The sequence below is a fragment of the Pseudomonas sp. PL-6 genome (assembly GCF_054110165.1).
In genome coordinates, this window is the sequence record NZ_CM134189.1 from 1,009,756 (window position 1) to 1,030,675 (window position 20,920).

Below are 20,920 nucleotides of genomic sequence, written 5' to 3' on the forward strand. Positions count from 1 at the left end.
CTTGTTGCAGCCTGCGCTTATCCCGCGCAGGCTGTATCTTCCGGGATCGACCGATAGCGGCGCGTCGATCCTCGATCAATACCGAGACAACCAGCATGCATATCAAACTCGCCAATCCCCGCGGCTTCTGCGCCGGCGTCGACCGCGCCATCGAGATCGTCAACCGCGCCCTGGAAGTCTTCGGCCCGCCGATCTACGTGCGTCACGAAGTGGTGCACAACAAGTTCGTGGTCGAGGATCTGCGCGCCCGCGGTGCCATCTTCGTCGAAGAGCTGGACCAGGTACCGGACGACGTCATCGTCATCTTCAGCGCCCACGGCGTGTCCCAGGCGGTACGCGCCGAGGCCGAGCGCCGAGGACTGAAGGTGTTCGACGCCACCTGCCCGCTGGTGACCAAGGTGCATATGGAGGTGGTGCGCTACAGCCGCGAGGGCCGCGAGTGCATCCTCATCGGCCACGAGGGCCATCCGGAAGTGGAAGGCACCATGGGCCAGTACGACGCCAGCAACGGCGGCGCCATCTACCTGGTGGAAGACGAGACCGACGTCGCCGAGCTGCAGGTGCGCAATCCCGAGGCGCTGGCCTTCGTCACCCAGACCACGCTGTCGATGGACGACACCAGCAAGGTGATCGACGCCCTACGCGCCAAGTTCCCCGCCATCGGCGGGCCGCGCAAGGACGATATCTGCTACGCCACGCAGAACCGCCAGGACGCGGTCAAGCAGCTCGCCGCCGAGTGCGACGTGCTGCTGGTGGTGGGCAGCCCCAACAGTTCCAACTCCAACCGCCTGCGCGAGTTGGCCGAGCGCATGGGCACCCCGGCCTACCTGATCGACGGCGCCGAGGATCTCAAGGCCGAATGGTTCGACGGGGTAAGCGGCATCGGCATCACCGCCGGCGCCTCGGCGCCGGAAGTGCTGGTGCGCGGGGTGGTCGAACAGCTGCGCGCCTGGGGTGCGCAAGGGGAGACCGAACTGGACGGGCGGCCGGAGAACGTGACGTTTTCCATGCCGAAGGAGTTGCGGGTTAGGCAGGCGTGAGTTTTCGCGCAAATAAAAAAGCCGGCGTTAAGCCGGCTTTTTACTTTTTTCTTTCTACCAACAGCTTTCCACCGTACCGCTGCCTGTCTCGGTCTTTATGCCCTGGCTGTTCAGTCCCAGGTTGCCGCACTGCGTGTCCGCCGCCTGCGCGCCAACGGCGGTAGCCACCAGTCGTACGCAGCGAGTCAGCGGGGTGCCGGCGGCACACGCCTGGGCCGCGATGCTGTAGCGCCCTTCGTCGCTGATTACCGGGGCGTTGGCGGCAACGCCGGGAAAGGCCAGGCCGCCGGCGCCGAGGTTGGCGGTGTAGCTCTGGTTCTGCGAGTAGAAGCGTTCCTGCGCCTGCATGAGCTGGGTCAGCTTTGCATGGCCATCGGAGCGCCCCGTCTTGAGCAGGTACTGCTGATAATTGGGGTAGGCGATGGCGGCCAGTATGCCGATTATCGCTACCGCAATCATGAGTTCGATCAGCGTGAAACCGCGCTGCTGTCGCATCAGTTTTCTCTCCAGTAGGTCGTGGTCACCGGTGCAGGATTCTCGCAGAACTCTGCGCCTTCCACACAGCCATCAGGTCCCGGCTTGCCGTCGCCGCCAGCGGCCAGGCCGCCGACTTCCGAGCCGTTGACGATATTCGGCGTGCCGTCATCGGAGAACACGATTGCCGGAGAGGGCGGGATCCCGGAGCGCACCAGGGCATAGCTGCGGATCGGTACTTCATTCTTGGTGAAGATCGCACCGGCGTCGATCAGGCTGAGGGCGTAAGCGCGGCCACGACCGACGTCGGGACCACAGGTGGTAACGGTCTCGCCACGCGGGCTGAAGGTGTTGAACAGCACCGCGCCACGGAACGACAGCGAGGCAGAAAGTACCTTCTCGCCCTTGGGCAGACGCAGGAACCAGCCTTTGCTGTTGGCCAGCAATGTCTGGTTCGGCACGTAGTTGTTACCGGGGGTCAACTGGGCGTAGAGGGTGTTGATCTGCTCGCGCAGCGCCGGCAGGCCGTCGGTCTCGTCGAGGGTAGCCAGTTGCGCCTGGTCGACCAGGAACTGATAGGCCTCGAATACCGTCAGGTCATCGCCGTAGAGCGCCTTGGCCGCTGCCAGCTGTTCTGGCGTGAGCAGCCCGGAACCCTCGTCATAGGCGGCGCTGGAGATCAGATTGGCCTGCACCTGCGATGCATCGGCCTGGGCGCGCAGGTCGTTGCGCGTGCTTTCCAGTTGTGCCACCAGCGCCACGTTGCTGGCCAGGTTGGCCGCGTTGTTGGCGAGTTCGGTGTTCTTGCTCGCCTCGTCGCGGGCCAGCAGGTCGGCCTCGCTCGGTGCCGGGGATGCCGAACCGGTCAGGTCTTGCAGTTCGGCCAGGGCCTCGCCGATTGCGGTGCTATCTCCCCCGCTGATCGCACTATTGAGTTGCGCCAGGGCGTCCTGCAGGGCGGTGCTGGTCTGGCCGTCATTGAGGCCGTTGCGCTGATCCGCTTCGGGGCTGCCGGCATAGCTCTGGTTCAGTCCGTCCAGCTCGGCCTGCAGGTTGGCAATGGTGTCATCGTTCGCCGATGCCGCCTTGGCGGCGAGAAGCGCCTGTTCCTTGTCGACAATGGCCTGGTAGAGCGTGCCCAGCCCGGTTTGCAGGCTGATCAGGGCACCGTAGCTTTCGGCCAGCGACTGGCTATGGGTGGACAGCGCTTGCTGTTTCGCTTCGGACTGATCGCGGGCAGTGGTCGCGGCGTCATAGGCTGCTTGAGCGTCGCTCAGTGCTTGCTGTTTATCCACATTACCTGGGTCAGCCGCCAGAGCGCTCTGAGCGGCATCGCGATTAGCCTGCGCCGTATTGTAGGCAGCCTGTTTGCTGGCCAGATCTGCTTCGGCGTCGGTACGCGCCTGCTGCATGGCTTTCAGGGTTTGCTGGTTCGCCAGCAGCCCTTGCTGCAGCTTGCTCTGCTCACTGCTTTCGGCTGCGTGGGGCTGCAGATAGGGATCGGCGGCCATGATGGTATCGATCTGGGTTTGAGCGTCATTGGCGCTGCTGTTGGCCTGCAGCATGGCGTTGTAGGCCGCAGTGAAGCCGGACGAGTCCTTGTAGGCGTTGAACGCATCGCGGGCAGAGCCTACGGAGGCATTCAGGGCATTGATCTCGGCCTCCAGCTCCGCAATGTCCTCAAGAATCTGAGCAGCCTGGGCGTCCGTCAGATCAACGCTGGAGACGTCCACCAGGTCGCTCTCGGTCATGGTGGTGTAGGTGCTCGGCTTGGTGAAGACATTGGCATCGCGCAGCACGTAGAAGCGGTCGATGGTGTCCTCGTTGAGCGGGTGGGCCCGGTAGCCTGAACCGACAGAGATAGTGAAATAGGTCTTGCCGCCACGCTCGCGGATCAAGGCCACGTCGGGCGTGCTGAAGAAGCGACGATTGTTCAGGGCGTTGTCGCCGCCCAGTCGGGCGATACGGCCGCCGGTTGCCAGGTTGGCGGCACCGGTGTTGGCATTGTTGATATCGAAGCGGAAGACCTGCGCCCGGCTATCGGCGGCATACAGAATGTCGGCCAGACCGTCGCCATTGATATCGATGATCACCGGGTCTGCTGGCATGCTGTGGGTCATGCTGGCCAGTTGCAGGTTGGCACCGGTTTCCGTGGTGTGGCCGGCGCGCCAGATCAGCTGGCCGGTTTCGGCGTTGACGATATACAGGCTGTTGCCATAGCTATCGTTGGCCAGGGGCGTATTGGGGCTGTCGTTGTCCTGCAGGGGGTCGTAGCCGCCGCTGAAGATAAGCACCTTGGTCTTGGTGCCGTTGACGTTGATATCGGCCAGTTTGGGCGTGGACCAGGTCTGCCCCAGTTTTTCGAAGCCGGGAGTGGTGCCGCCCTTGATCACCCACTTCAGGGCGGGGGCAGTGATGGTGCCGACGTCCAGCGCATAGTAATTGCGGCCGCCGCGGCGCATGCCGGCGTAAAGAATGCTCTTGGTGATATCGCGGGTCTTGGCGGCGGTGTTGAGTGCGCCATATTCAACCCACAGGTTGAATTGGCCATCCATGCCGTAGCGCTTGTTCTCGGAGCCCTTGGGGTCGCGGTAATAGGCGTCGAGGTTAGGCAGCAACTCCTTCGGAATAAAGGCGAACTGTTCTACGCCGGTCTTGGGGTCGACGGCATGAATGAAGCCCTCGTTGGTGCCGAAGAACATATAGAGCTGTTCGGGGGAAGTCGCGGTACCCTTCTTGGCAGCCTCGACGCGCACCAGATCCTCGTCGGTCTTGTAGGCGACCAGGCGGGGTTCGTTGTGCAGCACGTCGGCTAGCTGCTGGCGAGCTTGATCGCCGTTGTCGGGGTCTAGGCCGCGACCCCACTTGATGGCGTTCTCCCTTGCAGTGGTAGTACTGACGCCCATAAGCGTATTGGTTACGGCGTTGTTACCCGTTGTCAGTGCGTGCGTGCTGGTGCTCAGCAGGACGCTGCCGGTAACCCCTGCGCTGGCCGTCGGGGAGCGGTCGGCAGCTGTCCAGGTGTAGACATTGCGGCTGCTAGGGCTGCCCAGCATGCCGGCGATACCGCCCTTGGCCACATCGCTGCCGTCCATGGTCGACCAATAACTGGAGGCGTTTTCCCTGAAGAAGCCTGTGGCCTCGTCGACGGCCGGCTGGCCGTTCTTGTCGACGATTTGTGCGGCAACGGTGTTGCCTTGCGCATCGGTGCTCTCGGGCTTGAGTGTGTAGCGTTTGACGTTGCCCACCCAGCGCGCGCCCTCCGCCGGACGGAACAGCGCGTAATAGAGATCGTTGCGGAAACCCAGGTTGTTATAGGCACTCACCGCGACGCTGGGGGTGGCGAAGGTGGTGTTCTCGGCGAGGATTTCCACCAGGATCGACTTCAGTGCCGATACCAGTCCGGAAGTGTTGTCGGTGGTGAAATAGCGGCCGTTACCGGCAGTAGCGGTGTTTTGCAGCAATGTCTGGTTGGTGGCGAAACCGATGGTGTAGGTGCTGACGGTCTGCTTGCCTGGTTGGCCACTGCTGACGTCCTGATTGGCCAGATGCTCGGCCAGGTGTGGCATGCACTCGCCGCTTCGACTGGTGCTGCTGGTACCGGGGTCGCGGCAGGTGGCGGCCAGATACTGGGTGTTTGCAGCGCCAGAGGTGCTGATCAGCGCGCGGATGTCGTTGTTGGCCGAGTTGTCGTAGGTGGGTTCGCCGTCGGTGAGCAGAATGATATTGCTCTTCTGGCAAGAGTACTGGATGGGGCTGTTGTAACTGCTACCGGATTTGGAGGCGGCGACGCTTGGCTTGGTTGGGTTGGTCCAGCTATTGCCATCTTCATAAGCCGCGTTGGTACCGTTGCCGAACTTTGGTGTCGCGCCTTTCATATAAAGCGCAGCTTCATAGAAACTTTCCGAAATGGGCGTATTGGACGCGCCATAGAGGCGGTTAAGTTCCGTGATGAAGCTATCGGCTGTCGTACTGGCGCGGCCCACGGGGATGGCGACCATCCCGCCTTCCTCGTTGCTGGTGTTGGGGGCGGCGTCGAAGTGCATCAGGCCGATATTGACGTCATCGCTTAAGCGCAGTTCTTCAATAAGGGTATTGGTTACGTCTTTGACGACTTGCAGGCGAGTTTTTCGGTATTCGTAATTATCGACATAGTTCTGGCACCTGCCTCGGTTGTCGTATCTTGTGCAGGTTCGACTTACCAGTATGGCTTCGCAGCGGTTGCGGATATTTCTTTCCGCCACGGTGCAGGTCGTGCCAGGAACGCTGGTTTGCATCGAGCCCGAGTTGTCGATGACAAACATCAAGTTGGGACGTACTTGCTGGTCTTCCGGAAGTTTACGGCTAACGTAGATTTCGGTGTCGTCTGCAAGTGCGGTCTGGAAGGTCAGCCCAACATAGAGAAAACTGCCGAGGACGAGGGAGAACGAGCGGGTATTCATATTCTGTCCGTCCTGTTACTTGGCAATTATTTCGTTGATTGAATCAATTGGCTTGTTGCGAAGGAAGACCGTGCCCTCCAGGGACTGGCCGTCCTGCAGGTTATCGGCGGTCATTCTTTGACCGTTGATATACACCAGGGCGCCTGGTGAGAAGGGCAGCAGGCGCAGTGGGCATTCCGGGCAGGGACGCAGTTCGCCATAGGGGTGGCCGCCGGTCATGCGGATGGTGACTTCAACCATCTCTAACGGGGCATAACTGTTGGTGTCTTCTTCGGCATATGCGCTGGCGTTCAGTAGCAGGCCGATAGGCAGCATGAGAGTGGCTGCAAGTTTGTACATGTGGATTCTCCCTAGCCCTTGGTATTCATGAAAACCAGGCCTTGCGACTGATCCGAGTAGGCGCCGTTACCCATCTGTGAGCGGGTCTGCAATTCATAGTCGGTGCACTCGAAACGTTCGAGGCTTGCGCCCGTGCAGAGACTGGGGCGGGTAAAACGCACCACGGTAAAACCGGGGGCGGGGATGGGGGTTTGGGTGTCGACCCCTCTGCCTGCGGTGCTGGCAGGAAGGCCGAGCACCTGCAACTGGGCGGCGGTAAGTTTTTTCGGATATCCGCCGTCACCGTCGGAGTAGCGGCCCGCGTTCAGTGCTTCCAGCAAGGGCATGCGACCGGAGAGACTGGCATTGAATACCAGCAGTTCGGAGCGAATCTCGTTCTGGGCCAACTGGAAGGTTTCGTTACGGAATTGCGAGTTGCTGGCCATGCGCTCTTCCAGGGTGGAAAACTGCATGGCGGTAATACCGGCGATGGTGAGCACGACCAGAAATACCAGTGCCACGATCAGGGTGGCACCGGTCTGGCGGGATGGGGCTGCGATATTCATGGCGCCTGACCTCAGAAGGTGTTGCGTAGCTTGATAGTGGTGGTGAAGACTTGACGGGCTCTGCCGTCATCAAAAGCTGCGGTCGGAGCCGCATCCAGCAATACATATCGGCGTGCCGGGGCAGGTGGGTCTACGGGTTCGATCGAGTTGGCCAACACGGCGATACGAACCGCTACGACGTCGTTCCAGGCGTTCAGCGCTGTAACGCGGTCGGCCGAAACATACTGGTTGACGTTATTGCGATCACCGCTGGTGCTGATTCCGTATTGGATTTGCAGCGCATCCACTCCATCAATCAACGGTGAAGCGCCGGGGCCGGCGACCCATTCACCCGCGCCTTTGGTGAAGTTCCAGGACCTACAGCCCAGTGCAGAGGGGGCGCCATCGGCCCCAGGGATAATCTCAAAATGATTGATTATGAGGTCTGTATTGGCGGTGGCGCCGCTGAGGGTATTGCCCAGGCAATCCCGGCGTGCGCCCTCGAGGATTCGTGGTTGCAATGCGAAACCAATGGTGTCCGATGCATTGCCGGCGCCTTGGGTGCTGCAAACGCGCGGAGTGTTGCAGTTTGTGGCGCCAGGAGTGGCGATAGGGTTTGGCGGGGCAGTTGTGGTGTTGGCAGCTTCCACATAACCGGCATGACGTGCGCTCTGGGCAATAAACTCCAGGGCGAAGCGTCCGTTTTCTTGCAGGCGCGACGCTGCTTCGTTGCTGGCGTAGGTCTGCTTCGATGAGAAAAACACCTGAACGACGCCGGTCAGCAGCAGCATGCTGATAACCAGGGCAACCAACAACTCGACAATGGAAAGGCCGCGCTGCCTCGAGAGATGAATGGACTCGCGATAGTTCATCGTTCAATCCTCAACTCGGTCGTGGCGCCGTCGCTTGTAGCTGCTTCGTTCTTGGCGCTGGGGTTGCTTCGGTTGAGCCAGTTCAGGCTGAGATCCAGGTTGTTGCCGTCAACGGTGGCGCCGACCAGATTGCCGGCCGCGGGAGGCGTGATGAAGTCTCGGCTATTGAAGCGGGCGTCGATGGTGTTGAAGTTGGCAATCGCGGCATAGCTACACTGCGCTTCCCAGGCATCGAAGGCCGCCATCTGCGCGGCATTGCACTCGCTGGCATTGACCTTTGCTGCCGTGCTGGGGTTGTAGTAATCGGCGCACATGCGTGCCGGCAGCGCGGCGCAATTTTGCGCGGCGGCATATTGGGCGGCAGTACCGTCCGGGTTGGCGCGCATGCGCTCGATAAAGTCCTGCATCAGCCAGACCGACTGCGAGCGTTGCCCGCTGTCGGCGGTGCTCTGCAGCGAGCTGAGCTGCATGGCAGCCAGCCCCAGCAGGCCGACGGTGAAAATCAGTAGAGCGACCAGTACCTCGATCAGCGAGGCGCCGCGCTGCGTGCATGAAGATGAGTTCATATACATTCCTTGACTGTCAGCAGCCGTCGTCGCGCGCGACTTTTTCAACTTCCGCACGCCCCTGAAGGTTCAAGGTGATGCAGCGGGCACTCTCGCCTGCCGCCTTGAGATTGGGGGAGGTCACGGCCAGGGCTGCGTTGGCCTGAGTAGCGGTGCCGTCACGGCGAAACACCAGAACCGGCGGGTTGGCGATACCGGAGCTGGTGATGCTCACGCCATTGGTTCCTGTGAAGACCCGTATAACGTCAGCATGATTACAGTTGTTGCCAATGGTGGCCGGGCCTACACACCAGCCATCGCTCCAGCCGCTGGCGGTGCCTGTGCGCGGAATGACCCGGACATCCTGATTGAGCTTTAGCGCCTCGCTTCTGGCGAACGCCAGAGAAAGCATCATTTCATTCGCCTGGGAGCTGACGCGCTGCTTGATGGCGAAGTCGGTGACGGCGGGCATCGCCAAGCCCAGGATGATCCCGAGCAGCGCCAGGGTGACCATCAACTCGATAAGGGTGAATCCGTATTGCTGCTTCATCGGGCGGAGTCCTTGCAATGTGCTTTGCATCATTGCCAGTTGCCTCGCGCGCTTCAAGATTGACCGGGACGTCCGGTGGCTTTGCGGTGCCGAGTGGTCGAGCCTGTCCCGTCACTGAGGGCAACGTGCGTCTTCAGTCGAGGTTTTTACCCGCCCCTGTCGACTGATAACGACCGCGCCCGCCTTGGCACCAGGCTTGGCTGGGCAGAGGCTCATGGTGCCGTTGCTGACGAAGGTGACCCCCTGGCTGCTGAAGTGGATCGAGTTGTTTGGCAGCATGCCGCGCCAGTGCAGGCTGATGCTGCTGGGTAGGTAGAGTGTGCTGACGATTTCTTCCCCCGGATCGAGGCGACGATTGCCGTTGCCATCGATAAAGCTGCTGATGCTCTCGCTCCAGCTCTGCTGGCAGAGGCCTTGCTCCGAGAGCGGGCAGAGGGTTACCCGGCTTTGGCTGGTCATCGCCAGGTAGCGGGCCTTGCTAGTCATATGAAATAGTCCGGTTTTCAGACTGTGCATTTGCTGGCGATCCTGCCAGACCGAAGAAGCGGGGACTGCCATGCCCATCAACAGACCGAGCACTGCAAGTGTGAGGAGTAGTTCGAGCAGGCTATAGCCCGCAATCTGATTGGCTCTCATCCTGAGTTCCCAATGTCGTTGTCCGTAACAATCTTTAGGGTAGAGCAATACCTGAATTTTCCCAATCGATGTGGAGCGCTTGGTTTTGTTGGATGCAATAGTTGTAGGTGGTGGGGCGCTAGGTTTGCTGACGGCCAGCAATCTTGCCGCACAAGGGATTCAGGTGACCCTGATCGAGCGGGGCTATGTCGGCACTGAATCCTCCTGGGCCGGCGGCGGCATCGTTTCGCCGCTCTATCCCTGGCGTTACGGCGCGGCGGTGACGGCGTTGGCGCATTGGTCGCAGGATTTCTATCCGGGGCTCGGCGAGCAGTTGCTGGCGGCGACCGGGATCGATCCCGAGGTGCATGTCACCGGCCTGTACTGGCTGGATCTGGACGACGAGGCCGAGGCGCTGGCCTGGGCGGCGCGTGAGGGGCGGGTGTTGCGGGCGGTGGAGATCGCCGAGGTGCATGCCCGGGTGCCGGCGCTGGGTGCGGGCTTCGCGCGCGCCATCCATATGCCGGGGGTGGCCAATGTGCGTAACCCGCGGCTGGTCAAGGCGCTGCGCGCGGCGCTGCTGGCGATGCCGAACGTGGAGTTGCGTGAGCAGTGTGCGGTCAGCGGCTTCATTCAGGAGGGTGGACGGATCTGTGGCGTCACCACGGCCGACGGCGAGATTCGCGCGGAGCGTGTGGTGCTGGCCGCCGGGGCCTGGAGTGGCGAGTTGCTCAAGAGCCTGGGGATCGATCTGCCGGTGCAGCCGGTCAAGGGCCAGATGATTCTCTACAAGTGCGCCGCGGACTTTCTGCCGAGCATGGTGCTGGCCGGAGGGCGCTACGCGATCCCGCGGCGCGACGGGCATATCCTGGTGGGCAGCACCCTGGAGCATGCCGGCTTCGACAAGACGCCGACCGAGGTGGCCCTGGCCAGTCTGAAGGATTCGGCGGAGACGCTGTTGCCGGCCTTGAAGGAGGCCGAGGTGGTCGGCCATTGGGCCGGTCTGCGGCCGGGTTCGCCGGAGGGTATTCCCTTTATCGGCGAGGTGCCTTCGTATCCCGGGCTGTGGCTCAATTGCGGGCATTACCGCAACGGCTTGGTGCTGGCGCCGGCGTCCTGCCGCTTGCTGGCCGATCTGCTGCTGGGGCGCGAGCCGATCATCGATCCGGCGCCCTATGCGCCGGCGGGGCGGCTGGGCTAGCTTGGCCAGGGGCATGCGGTATCGATCCCGCGCTTGGGTGGATGTAAACAGCGACATCCACCCTGCGGAACGCTGTGTGTCCTAGTCGATCCCCAGTTTCTTCAGGCGGTAGCGCATCGAGCGGAACGTCAGGCCCAGGCGTTGGGCGGCGGCGGTGCGGTTCCAGCGGGTTTCTTCCAGGGCCTGCATGATCAGCTTGCGCTCGATGCCTTCGAGGTAGTCCTCCAGGTTGTCGATCTGCGCCAGGCTGGTTTCGCCGGCCTCGCCGCTCGGGCCTGCGGCGTCGGCCAGGCGCAGGTCGGCGGCGCTGATCTGGTCGTCCTCGCACAGGGTGTAGGCGCGTTCGAGCATGTTCTCCAGCTCGCGCACGTTGCCCGGGAAGCGGTAGTTCTTCAGTTTTTCCAGCGCCTCGGGTTGCAGCTTGGCGGCGGCCAGGCCGCTGCCGTCGGCCAGGCGCGCGAGCATCACCGTGGCCAGCTGGGCGATGTCCTCGCGGCGCTCGCGCAGCGGCGGCACGCGCAGTTCGATGACGTTGAGGCGGTAGTAGAGGTCCTGGCGGAAGCGCCCGGCGGCCACTTCGGCGGCCAGGTCCTTGTGTGTGGCGCAGAGGATGCGCACGTCCACCACCACTTCCTGCTGGCCACCGACGGCGCGCACGGCCTTCTCCTGGATGGCGCGCAGCAGCTTGACCTGCATCGGCAGCGGCAGGTCGGCCACTTCGTCGAGGAACAGGGTGCCGCCGTTGGCGGCCTGGAACAGGCCCTGCTTGTCCTCGATGGCGCCGGTGAAGCTGCCCTTCTTGTGGCCGAAGAACTCGCTCTCCATCAGCTCCGAGGGGATGGCGCCGCAGTTGACCGGAACGAATGGCTGCTCGGCGCGCGGGCCCTGTTCGTGAATCAGCCGCGCCACCAGTTCCTTGCCGCTGCCCGACTCGCCGCTGATATAGACCGGCGCCTGACTGCGGGCGAGTTTCTGGATCTGCTTGCGCAGCGCCTTCATCGGCGGCGAGTCGCCGAGCAGGCGGTTGTCCACCGGCGCGTCCTCGCCCTCGGGAGAGCGGATGCGCAGGGCGGTGGCCACCAGTTCGCGCAGGCGGCCGAGGTCCACCGGCTTGGTGACGAAGTCGAAGGCGCCGGCCTTGAGCGCGTTGATCGCGGTGTCCAGGCTGCCGTAGGCGGTGATCATCGCCACCGGCACCTGCGGGTGGCGCTGCTGGATGTGCTGCACCAGGTCGAGGCCGGTGCCGTCGGGCAGGCGCATGTCGGTCAGGCACAGGTCGAAGGGTTCGCGTGCCAGCCACTCGCGCGCTTCCTTGACGTTGCGCGCGCTGCGCGTGTCCAGCTTCATCCGGCCGAGGGTGATTTCCAGCAGTTCGCGGATGTCCGGTTCGTCGTCGACGATCAAGGCTCTCTGGCGGGTCATGGTCAGCTCAGTTTGCGCGGGTGGGCGAAGGTGATGCGAAAGCAGCTGCCGCCACCTTCGCGGGGTTTGTAGTCGAGGCGTGCCTGGTTGCCCTGGCACAGCTCGCGGGAAATATACAGGCCCAGGCCCGTGCCCTTGTTCTCGGTGGTGTAGAAGGGCTCGAAGATGTGCTGCTCCTGCTCGGGTGGCACGCCGGGGCCGTCGTCGAGGATTTCCAGCACCGGCAGGTCGCTGGCCTCGTCGCGGAACAGGCGCAGCCAGACCTGGCCGATCTTGTGCTGCTTGGCGCTGTAGCGCAGGCCATTCTGCACCAGGTTGGTCAGCACCTGGGTCAGCTGGTGCGGGTCCATGCGCGTCTGCAGGCTGCCGCCCTGGGTCTCCAGGTGGATCTGCCGGTCGGCCGGCGCCGAGCTGCGGAACTCGCTGGCGAAGCGGTGCAACCAGTATTTCAGGTCGAGCAGTTGCGGCTCGGCCTGGCGTCGGCGCGACAGCTGCAGGACGTTCTCGATCACCAGGTTCATGCGCTTGGAGTGATCCTGGATGATCTGCGCCAGGCGCTGATCCGGGCCCTGCAGGTCTTCCGACTCCTGCAGCAGCTGCGCGGCGTGGCTGATGGCGCCGAGCGGGTTGCGAATCTCGTGGGCGATGCCGGCGGTCAGTCTTCCCAGGGAGGCCAGCTTGAGCTGCTGCGCCTGCTGGGCGATCTGCGAGATGTCGTCGAGAAACACCAGGATGTGCTGCTGCTCGCCGCGCTGCAGGGAAATGAAGCTGGGCTGCAGCACCGGGCCGTCGGGCTGGGCCTGCAGGTTGTCGGGGCGCAGGGTGGGGTTGTGCAGCCACTGCTGCAGGCGCTTGACCAGCTCGGGGCAGTGCGGGTCGATGATCTTGCCGGTCAGTTCGCCGCGCCCTAGCAACTGGGTGGCGCCCTGATTGGCCAGCAGCACGCGGTGCTGGGTGTCGAGCACCAGGATGCCGGTGCGCATGCGCTGGAGGATCTGCGCGTTGAGCTCTTCCAGGTTGGCCACGTCGGCGGCGCGCTGTTCGGCGAGGTTTTCGCTGACCTGCAGGCGGCGGGTGATGCCCTGGATGAACAGCGCGCCGGCGAAGCACAGTGCGCCGAGGGCGCCGGCCTGCACGTACTGCGCGGCGGCGGCCGGACGGTTGAGGCTGAGGTAGAAGGTCAGGTAGATCAGCGCCATCGCGGCGACGGCGGCGATCAGCAGGCCGATGCGTCCGCGCAGCAGAATATTGGCGATGGCCACCGCCACCACCAGCAGGTTGCCGATGCCGCTGGGCGTGCCGCCGGCAGCGTAGAACAGGCCGGAGAGGAAGATCACGTCGACCAGCGCCAGGCTGAACAGCTGCATCAGGTGCCTGGGCTTCTGCACCAGCACGGCGATGAAGATGTTGAGGATCAGGTAGACCCAGCTGCCGGTGCGAAACAGCTCGATATGCATCACGTCGAGCAGTTGCTCGTCGAGGTTGCTGGAGATCAGCAGGATCAGCGCCAGGCCGATGCTCAGGCGATAGAAGTGGTAGAGCCTGAGGATGCGCCGCCCCTGCGTGCTGTCGAGGACGCTGGCGTCAGCGATCACCGGCGTGCGGGCCTTGTTCGAGGTGGGCCTGGCTGCAGTACCAGCGCTGATCCTGGCTCAGTGCCTGGCTTTGCGGCACGTGCACGCCGCAGTGGGCGCAGCGCACCATGGGCGCGGCGGCGTCCTCGCGCGGACGCGGGCGTTTCGGTTTGCTGACGAAGCGGCGCCAGATCCAGATCGCGGCGAAGATCACGGCGATCCAGAACAGCAGGCGGAACAGGCCCATGGTGTGCTCTTTAGTCGGTTAAAGCCGGCAGTTTAGCCAAGCCGCGGCCATCGGCACAGGGGCCGGGTGGCAGGCTGTGCGCTGATTCCGGGCAATAAAAAAGGGAGGCCGTGGCCTCCCTTCTATGCGGACGTAGCGATCAGTCGAACAGGCCGAAGGTCAGGTAGCTCCAGATCGAACGCTTCTTTTCGGTCTCGCCGGTCTCGGCGTCCTGCTGCAGCTCGGCCGGAATCTGCTGTTCGGCGTCTTCGTACTGACGGATCACGTCCTGGCTGGCGCGGGTTTCGCCCGGCGGCAGCGGGGTGTCGGTCTCGATCAGGCCGAGGGTGGCCTTGGCCAGCCAGGAGCGGTTGTCCGCCTCTTCCTCGCGTGGCACGAACTGGCCGTCGACCAGGCTGGGGTGGTCGGGGTAGTTGAGCTTGAGGGTTTCCAGGCTGGTGGCGGCCAGGTCGTCGAGGGACAGGCGCTGGTAGGCCTCGGTCATGATCGCCAGGCCGTCGCCGACCGCCGGGGTTTCCTGGAAGTTTTCCACCACGTAGCGGCCGCGGTTGGCGGCGGCGACATAGGCCTGGCGCTTGAGGTAGTAGTGGGCGACGTGCACTTCGTAGGCGGCCAGCAGGTTGCGCAAGTAGATCATGCGCTGCTTGGCGTCCGGCGCGTAGCGGCTGGTGGGGTAGCGGCTGGTGAGCTGGGCGAACTCGTTGTAGGAGTCGCGCGCCGCGCCGGGGTCGCGCTTGGTCATGTCCAGCGGCAGGAAGCGCGCCAGCAGGCCGCGGTCCTGGTCGAAGGAAGCCAGGCCCTTGAGGTAGTAGGCGTAGTCGACGTTGGCGTGCTGCGGGTGCAGGCGGATGAAACGCTCGGCGGCGGACTTGGCGGCCTCCGGCTCGACGTTCTTGTAGTAGGCGTAGATCAGCTCCAGCTGCGCCTGCTCGGCGTAGCGGCCGAACGGGTAGCGCGACTCCAGGGCCTTGAGCTTGCTGATGGCGCTGGTGTAGCTGCGGTTGTCCAGGTCGGCCTGGGCCTGCTGGTACAGCTCCACCTCGCTCAGGTTTTCGTCGACCTCCGGCTGCTTCGAGGAACAGGCGGCGGTGAGGGCGAGGATGGCGATCAGCAGCAGGTGTCTCACTTGCATGGCGGCTTGCGTCCCTGTGACGGCCGCGCGGCCGTCCTGTTATGATGAGCGCCCCCTGGGTTCCCCTGGGGCAAAGACGCCGTATTTAACCACAAGCCCGTCGCCGAAACCAAAGGCCGGGCTCCCGCCGTTGCCGAAGATGACTTCTATCAATAAACAGCTGATCCAACTCCAGGCCACCGTGCCCTTCGAACAGGGCGGGCAGCGCCTCGACCAGGTGGCGGCGCAGCTGTTCGGCGAGTTCTCCCGCTCGCGCCTGTCCGCCTGGATCAAGGACGGCCGGCTGACCGTCGACGGCGCCGTGGCGCGCCCGCGTGACATCGTCCATGCCGGCGCGCAGCTGGTGCTGGACGCCGAGCAGGAAGCCCAGGGCGAGTGGCTGGCGCAGGACATCGAACTGAACATCGTCTACGAGGACGAGCACCTGCTGGTGATCGACAAGCCGGCCGGCCTGGTCGTCCACCCCGCGGCCGGACACGCCGACGGCACCCTGCTCAACGCCCTGCTGCACCACGTGCCGGACATCGTCAACGTGCCGCGTGCCGGCATCGTCCACCGCCTGGACAAGGACACCACCGGCCTGATGGTGGTGGCCAAGACCCTGCAGGCGCAGACCATCCTGGTCGAGCAGCTGCAGAAGCGCACGGTCAGCCGCATCTACGAATGCGTCTGCATCGGCGTGATCACCGCTGGCGGCACCATCGACGCGCCCATCGGCCGCAGCTCGGCGCAGCGCCAGCGCATGGCGGTGACCGACGGCGGCAAGCCGGCGGTCAGCCACTACCGGGTGCTGGAGCGCTACCGCTCGCACACCCATGTGCGGGTCAAGCTGGAAACCGGGCGCACCCACCAGATTCGCGTGCACATGAGCCACGTCGGCTACCCGCTGGTGGGTGACCCGGTGTATGCCGGGCGCTTCCGCATTCCGCCGGCGGCCAGCCCGAGCCTGGTGCAGAGCCTCAAGGAATTCCCGCGCCAGGCGCTGCACGCGCGTTTCCTCGAGCTGGATCACCCGGCCACCGGCAAGCGCATGAAGTGGGAGTCGCCGCTGCCGGACGACCTGGTCTGGCTGCTCACCCTGCTGCGCCAGGACCGCGAGGCCTTCGTCGGGTGAACGCCAGGGCACATGACTGGCTGACCCCGGACTGGCCCGCGCCGGCCAGAGTGCGCGCCTGCGTCACCACACGCCGCGGCGGTGTCAGCGCGGCGCCGTTCGACAGCCTCAACCTCGGCGAGCATGTCGACGACGACCCCGCCGCCGTGGCCAAGAACCGCCAGCGCCTGCTCAGCCAGCTGGGCTGCCAGCCGGCCTGGCTGCGCCAGGTGCATGGCATCCAGGTGGTCGTCGCCGACCCGGCGCGGGTCGCCGAGGCCGATGCCAGCTGGACCGCCACCCCCGGCATCGCCTGCACCGCGATGACCGCCGACTGCCTGCCGGCGCTGTTCTGCGACCGCGCCGGCACTCGGGTGGCCGCCGCCCATGCCGGCTGGCGCGGGCTGGCCGGCGGCGTGCTGGAGGCCACCGTGCAGGCGCTCGGCGTGGCGCCCGAGGACCTGCTGGTCTGGCTCGGCCCGGCCATCGGCCCGGCGGCCTTCGAGGTCGGCGCCGAGGTGCGCGAGGCCTTCGTCCGCCAGCACGGCGATGCGGCGAGCGCCTTCGTCCCCGGCGCCAATGCCGGCAAGTACATGGCCGATATCTACCAGCTGGCGCGCATCCGCCTGGCCGCCGTCGGCGTGACCGCGGTCAGTGGCGGCGGCCTGTGCACCTACAACGACTCGCGTTTCTATTCCTACCGGCGCAGCCCACGCACCGGGCGTTTCGCCTCGCTGATCTGGCTGCAACCCTGAGTCGGGATACCCTGACCGCGTAGGGTGGATCGCGCTTTATCGATCCACCGCTCTGGTGGATATAAAAAGCGATATCCACCCTACGGCCATCCCGCCATCCCGCCATCTCCGCTAATCGGCGCTTTTGTAGCTCTTAATCACCATCATCAATAGTGCTGTGCCGAGCGAGACGACCGGTCATATGCTCGGCGCCATGAACAGCATTCGACTCGACAAGCGCGACCTGATCCTGAGCAAGGGCTCGGCGGTGATGACCCGTCGCGGCTACCACGGCACCGGGGTACAGGAGATCGTCCAGGCCGCCGGGATTCCCAAGGGCAGCTTCTATCACTACTTCGCCAGCAAGGAAGACTTCGCCCTGCAGGCGCTGGCCTTTATCTACCGCCCGCGGCTGGAGCGTTATGCCCAGGCGCTGGGCAACCCGGCGCTGAGCCCGCGGGCGCGCATCCTCGGCTACTACCGCGACCTGCTGGCGCACTTCGCCCGCCAGGACTCGCCGCAGTACCACTGCTTCATCGGCAGCCTGAGTTTCGAGATGAGCGAGATGCTGCCGGCCATCGGCGCCGAAGTGGAGGCCATCCAGCAGGCCTCGGTGGAAATCCTCCGTCAGTGCCTGGAGCAGGCGCGCGCCAGCGGCGAGCTGAGCGCCGACGAGGACTGCGGCAACCTCGCCGTGTTTATCGCCAATGCCTGGCAGGGCGTGCTGGCGCGGCTCAAGGTGGGCCGCAGCCTGCAGCCGCTGGAAGCTTTTGTGTTGCGCCTGGAGCGTCTGCTGCAGGCCTGATTTTTCTTGACCCTTGAAACGAGACGACCGGTCGGTTGGCCGGCCCCAGGAGACCCCATGAGCGCCCCCGTACAAGCCCTGTTCGCCCCCTTCCGCCTCGGCAACCTGGAGCTGCCGACCCGCGTGGTTATGGCGCCGATGACCCGTTCCTTCTCCCCCGGCGGCGTGCCCAACGCCCAGGTGGTGGAGTACTACCGCCGCCGCGCCGCCGCCGGCGTCGGCCTGATCATCACCGAGGGCACCACGGTCGGCCACCAGGCCGCCAACGGCTACCCCAACGTGCCGCGTTTCCATGGCGAGGACGCCCTGGCCGGCTGGAAGCAGGTGGTCGAGGCGGTGCATGCAGAGGGCGGCAAGATAGTTCCGCAGCTGTGGCACGTGGGCAACGTGCGACGCCTGGGTACCGAGCCGGACGCCGGCGTGCCGGGCTACGGGCCGATGGAGAAGCTCAAGGACGGCAATGTCGTGGTACACGGCATGAGCAAACAGGATATCGACGAGGTGATCGCCGCCTTCGCCCAGGCCGCGCGCGATGCCAAGGCCATCGGCATGGACGGCGTGGAGATCCACGGCGCCCACGGCTACCTGGTCGACCAGTTCTTCTGGGAAGGCAGCAACCAGCGCACGGACGAGTACGGTGGCGACCTGGCCGGCCGCTCGCGCTTCGCCATCGAGCTGATCCAGGCGGTGCGCGCCGCGGTCGGTCCGGACTTCCCGATCATCCTGCGCTTCTCGCAGTGGAAGCAGCAGGACTACAGCGCCCGCCTGGTGCAGAGCCCCGAGGAGCTGGAGGCCTTCCTCAAGCCGCTGTCCGAGGCTGGCGTGGATATCTTCCACTGCTCGACCCGGCGCTTCTGGGAGCCGGAATTCGCCGGCAGCGACCTCAACCTGGCCGGCTGGACCCGCCAGCTCACCGGCAAGCCGACCATCACCGTCGGCAGCGTCGGCCTGGACGGCGAGTTCCTGCAGTTCATGGTCAAGACCGACAAGGTCGCCGAGCCGGCCAGCATCGACAACCTGCTCGAGCGGTTGCACAAGCAGGAGTTCGACCTGGTGGCGGTGGGCCGCGCGCTGCTGGTCGATCCGGACTGGGCGCTGAAGGTGCGCGAAGGGCGCGAGGGCGACATCCTGCCGTTCAGCCGCGATGCGCTGATGCAGCTGGTCTGAGGCTTCTTCCCCGGGCGCCGGTTTGCGGCGCCCACTTTCGAGCCCCGGCACATCGGGGCTTTTTTACGCCCGCTGGCAGGGGGCGGGGTGCGCCTCGGCTGCCTAGCCCGGCTGCGATCCGGCAGGGCTCAGGGCCCGGGCGCCTTGCCCCGGATTGCGGCCGCGCCAGCCCTGTCGGCGACCTTGGGCGGTGCCTGCAGGGCGCCGCGCAGGTGCTGTTCGAACAGCTGGACGATGCCGTCCCAGCCCTGTCTGCCGGCGTGCTGGCGGGCATTGAGGCGAACCCGGCGCAGGGTCTCGTCGTCTTCCAGCAGCCAGCAGGCCGCCTCGCAGAAGCCGTGCTCGTCGCCGGGGCGGGCGAGGGCGCCGTTGTGCCCGTGGTGAATATGCTGGGCGGCGGCGGCCTGGTCGTAGGCCACCACGCCGAGGCCCGAGGCCAGCGCTTCCAGCACCACGTTGCCGAAGGTCTCCGACAGGCTGGGAAACAGGAACAGATCGCCCGAGGCATAGTGTGCGGCCAGCGCCTCGCCGCGTTGCAGGCCGCAGAACACCGCGTCCGGCAGCTGCGCCTGGAGACTGGCGCGCTGCGGGCCGTCGCCCACCAGGATCAGGCGCATGCGCCGGCGCGGCTGGCTCGCCTGCAGGGCGGCGAAGGCCTTGCCCAGCAGGCCGAGGTTCTTCTCCGCGGCCAGGCGGCCGACATGCAGCACGGCCAGCTCGTCCGGGCCCAGGCCCCAGCTGGCGCGCAGCGCCTCGCTGCGCCGGCTGGGGTGGAACAGCTGGCTGTCGACGCCGCGGGCGAGCAGGGCCAGGCGCTCGAAGTCGCGTCGCTGCAGCTCGATCTGCTGCCCGGCGCTGGGCACCAGGGTCAGTTGCGAGCGGTTGTGGAACCAGCGCAGGTAGTTGGTCAGCAGGCGGGTCAGCAGACCGACGCCGTAGTGCCCGGTGTACTGCTGGAAGTTGGTATGAAAGCCGCTGACCACCGGGATGCCCAGACGCCGGGCGGCGCGCAGGGCGGACAGGCCGAGCGGGCCTTCGGTGGCGATATAGAGCACGTCCGGGCGTTGCCGTTGCCAGCGTCGCAGCAGCTTGTGCAGCGCCGACTGGCCCCACTGCAGGCCGGGGTAGCCGGGCAGCGGCCAGCCGCGGGTCAGCAGCAGGTCGGCGTCCAGCGGCTGCGCCGGGTCCGTCGCCTGGCGCGGGCGCACCAGCTGCACGCGATGGCCGCGGCCGCGCAGGCCCTCGACCAGGCGGCCGAGGGTGTTGGCCACGCCGTTGATTTCCGGTGGGTAGGTTTCGCTGATCAGGGTGATTTGCAGGGCGGTCGGGTTCATGACGGCAGTCTGGGCCGCCGCCATGTAGCCCATGTGACGTCAGGGTTGCGGTTTTGTGACGGGCTCTGCGCCGCGTTCGCGCACCCAGAACAGCGTGGCGCCGGCCACCGCCGCCGGCATGACGAGGATATTGACGAAGGGAATCAGCAGCGCGGCGTAGGTGATGCCGCCGAAGCTCAGGCTCTGCCAGCGCTTTTCGCGCAGCCAGGCGAGCATGTCCTGCCAGCTCAGCTTGTTGTTGTCCGCCGGGTAGTCGATGTACTGCACCGCCATCATCCACACGCCGAACAGCAGCCACAGCGGCGCGGCCACCAGGTTGACCACCGGGATGAAGCTCAGGATCAGCAGGGCGATGGCGCGCGGCAGGAAATAGGCCAGCTTGCGCGCCTCGCGGCCGAGGGTGCGCGGCACCATGGCCGCCAGTTCGGCCCAGCTGAAGGGCGGGAAGTGATCCTCGCCGCGCACCACCACCTCGACCTTCTCGGCGAGAAAACCGTTGAACGGCGCGGCGATGATATTGGCCAGCAGGGTGAAGCTGAAGAACACCATCAGCAGCACCAGCACCACGAACAGCGGCCACAGCAGGTACTCGAGAAAGCTCAGCCAGCTCGGCAGGCTGGGCATGAAGGCATCGACCCAGCCGCCGAACTGCTGCACGGCGACGCCGATCAAGGCGACGAAGAGGATCAGGTTGACCGTCAGCGGCAGCAGCACGAACAGGCGCAGGCCGGGGCTGAGCACCAGCTTCAGGCCTTCGCGCAGGTATTGCGGGCCGGACAGAACGGGGGCAGCGGGCATGATGGGCTCCAG

Annotated in this window: 20 protein-coding genes; 6 read left to right on the top strand and 14 right to left on the bottom strand. The window is 65.0% G+C overall.

The window, feature by feature from the left end:
* Window positions 1–95 precede the first annotated feature (95 nt).
* On the top strand, window positions 96–1,040 hold the full coding sequence (ispH, locus tag ACW9UL_RS04480) for a 4-hydroxy-3-methylbut-2-enyl diphosphate reductase (RefSeq protein ID WP_457789146.1): 945 nt from the start codon (window positions 96–98) through the stop codon (window positions 1,038–1,040).
* Between the two features lie 54 nt (window positions 1,041–1,094).
* Here the strand turns inward: ispH and ACW9UL_RS04485 are convergent, their stop codons facing one another.
* From ACW9UL_RS04485 to ACW9UL_RS04520, 8 genes are all read right to left on the bottom strand, one after another.
* Window positions 1,095–1,535 carry a type IV pilin protein gene (locus tag ACW9UL_RS04485; protein ID WP_143501402.1) on the bottom strand — a complete coding sequence of 147 codons (441 nt, stop codon included), beginning with the start codon at window positions 1,533–1,535 and terminating at the stop codon, window positions 1,095–1,097.
* On the bottom strand, window positions 1,535–5,956 hold the full coding sequence (locus ACW9UL_RS04490; RefSeq protein WP_457789148.1) for a PilC/PilY family type IV pilus protein: 4,422 nt from the start codon (window positions 5,954–5,956) through the stop codon (window positions 1,535–1,537). The genes ACW9UL_RS04485 and ACW9UL_RS04490 overlap by 1 nt, the downstream gene beginning before the upstream one ends.
* 15 nt (window positions 5,957–5,971) lie before the next feature.
* Window positions 5,972–6,295 (bottom strand): hypothetical protein, encoded by a 324-nt coding sequence (locus ACW9UL_RS04495; RefSeq protein ID WP_457789150.1) that lies wholly within the window; start codon window positions 6,293–6,295, stop codon window positions 5,972–5,974.
* A gap of 11 nt (window positions 6,296–6,306) precedes the next feature.
* Window positions 6,307–6,840, bottom strand: coding sequence for a pilus assembly PilX family protein (locus ACW9UL_RS04500; RefSeq protein WP_457789152.1), 534 nt, complete (start codon window positions 6,838–6,840; stop codon window positions 6,307–6,309).
* 11 nt (window positions 6,841–6,851) lie between these two features.
* A complete protein-coding gene (locus tag ACW9UL_RS04505; RefSeq protein WP_457789154.1) occupies window positions 6,852–7,691 on the bottom strand; it encodes a PilW family protein in 840 nt (279 codons plus the stop codon).
* Complete coding sequence (pilV, locus tag ACW9UL_RS04510) at window positions 7,688–8,305, bottom strand: type IV pilus modification protein PilV (protein WP_457789156.1); 618 nt, start codon at window positions 8,303–8,305, stop codon at window positions 7,688–7,690. The genes ACW9UL_RS04505 and pilV overlap by 4 nt, the downstream gene beginning before the upstream one ends.
* Window positions 8,274–8,786, bottom strand: a complete 513-nt coding sequence (locus tag ACW9UL_RS04515; RefSeq protein ID WP_457789158.1) for a GspH/FimT family pseudopilin — start codon at window positions 8,784–8,786, stop codon at window positions 8,274–8,276. The genes pilV and ACW9UL_RS04515 overlap by 32 nt, the downstream gene beginning before the upstream one ends.
* 111 nt (window positions 8,787–8,897) lie before the next feature.
* Window positions 8,898–9,422, bottom strand: a complete 525-nt coding sequence (locus tag ACW9UL_RS04520; protein ID WP_457789160.1) for a GspH/FimT family protein — start codon at window positions 9,420–9,422, stop codon at window positions 8,898–8,900.
* Between the two features lie 85 nt (window positions 9,423–9,507).
* Between ACW9UL_RS04520 and thiO the strand changes: the two genes are divergently transcribed.
* Window positions 9,508–10,602, top strand: coding sequence for a glycine oxidase ThiO (thiO, locus tag ACW9UL_RS04525; protein ID WP_457789162.1), 1,095 nt, complete (start codon window positions 9,508–9,510; stop codon window positions 10,600–10,602).
* 81 nt (window positions 10,603–10,683) lie between these two features.
* On the opposite strand, the gene ACW9UL_RS04530 is transcribed toward thiO, so the two are convergent.
* The 4 genes from ACW9UL_RS04530 to ACW9UL_RS04545 form a co-directional block, all read right to left on the bottom strand.
* A complete protein-coding gene (locus tag ACW9UL_RS04530; RefSeq protein ID WP_457789164.1) occupies window positions 10,684–12,024 on the bottom strand; it encodes a sigma-54-dependent transcriptional regulator in 1,341 nt (446 codons plus the stop codon).
* Window positions 12,025–12,026: 2 nt separating this feature from the next.
* The gene (locus tag ACW9UL_RS04535; RefSeq protein WP_457789166.1) at window positions 12,027–13,619 is read right to left on the bottom strand and encodes a sensor histidine kinase; all 1,593 of its coding nucleotides are present in this window, start codon (window positions 13,617–13,619) and stop codon (window positions 12,027–12,029) included.
* Complete coding sequence (locus tag ACW9UL_RS04540; protein ID WP_021441730.1) at window positions 13,609–13,845, bottom strand: PP0621 family protein; 237 nt, start codon at window positions 13,843–13,845, stop codon at window positions 13,609–13,611. Before ACW9UL_RS04540 ends, ACW9UL_RS04535 begins: the two co-directional genes overlap by 11 nt.
* Before the next feature lie 139 nt (window positions 13,846–13,984).
* Window positions 13,985–14,977: an outer membrane protein assembly factor BamD gene (locus tag ACW9UL_RS04545; protein WP_021441729.1), complete on the bottom strand. Its 993-nt coding sequence runs from the start codon at window positions 14,975–14,977 to the stop codon at window positions 13,985–13,987.
* 139 nt (window positions 14,978–15,116) lie between these two features.
* On the opposite strand from ACW9UL_RS04545, the gene rluD reads away from it, so the two are divergent.
* The 4 genes from rluD to ACW9UL_RS04565 all read left to right on the top strand — a co-directional run bounded on the left by rluD (window position 15,117) and on the right by ACW9UL_RS04565 (window position 18,776).
* Window positions 15,117–16,091 (top strand): 23S rRNA pseudouridine(1911/1915/1917) synthase RluD, encoded by a 975-nt coding sequence (gene rluD / locus ACW9UL_RS04550; RefSeq protein WP_457789168.1) that lies wholly within the window; start codon window positions 15,117–15,119, stop codon window positions 16,089–16,091.
* Window positions 16,088–16,825: a peptidoglycan editing factor PgeF gene (gene pgeF / locus ACW9UL_RS04555; protein ID WP_457789170.1), complete on the top strand. Its 738-nt coding sequence runs from the start codon at window positions 16,088–16,090 to the stop codon at window positions 16,823–16,825. Before rluD ends, pgeF begins: the two co-directional genes overlap by 4 nt.
* Window positions 16,826–17,018: 193 nt before the next feature.
* On the top strand, window positions 17,019–17,609 hold the full coding sequence (locus tag ACW9UL_RS04560; protein ID WP_457789172.1) for a TetR/AcrR family transcriptional regulator: 591 nt from the start codon (window positions 17,019–17,021) through the stop codon (window positions 17,607–17,609).
* Window positions 17,610–17,666: 57 nt separating this feature from the next.
* Window positions 17,667–18,776, top strand: a complete 1,110-nt coding sequence (locus tag ACW9UL_RS04565) for an NADH:flavin oxidoreductase (protein ID WP_457789174.1) — start codon at window positions 17,667–17,669, stop codon at window positions 18,774–18,776.
* A gap of 128 nt (window positions 18,777–18,904) precedes the next feature.
* On the opposite strand, the gene ACW9UL_RS04570 is transcribed toward ACW9UL_RS04565, so the two are convergent.
* Entirely contained in the window at window positions 18,905–20,134 is a 1,230-nt protein-coding gene (locus ACW9UL_RS04570; RefSeq protein WP_457789176.1) for a glycosyltransferase family 4 protein, read from the bottom strand.
* A gap of 15 nt (window positions 20,135–20,149) precedes the next feature.
* Window positions 20,150–20,908 carry a sulfate transporter CysZ gene (gene cysZ / locus ACW9UL_RS04575; RefSeq protein WP_457789178.1) on the bottom strand — a complete coding sequence of 253 codons (759 nt, stop codon included), beginning with the start codon at window positions 20,906–20,908 and terminating at the stop codon, window positions 20,150–20,152.
* Between the last annotated feature and the right edge of the window lie 12 nt (window positions 20,909–20,920).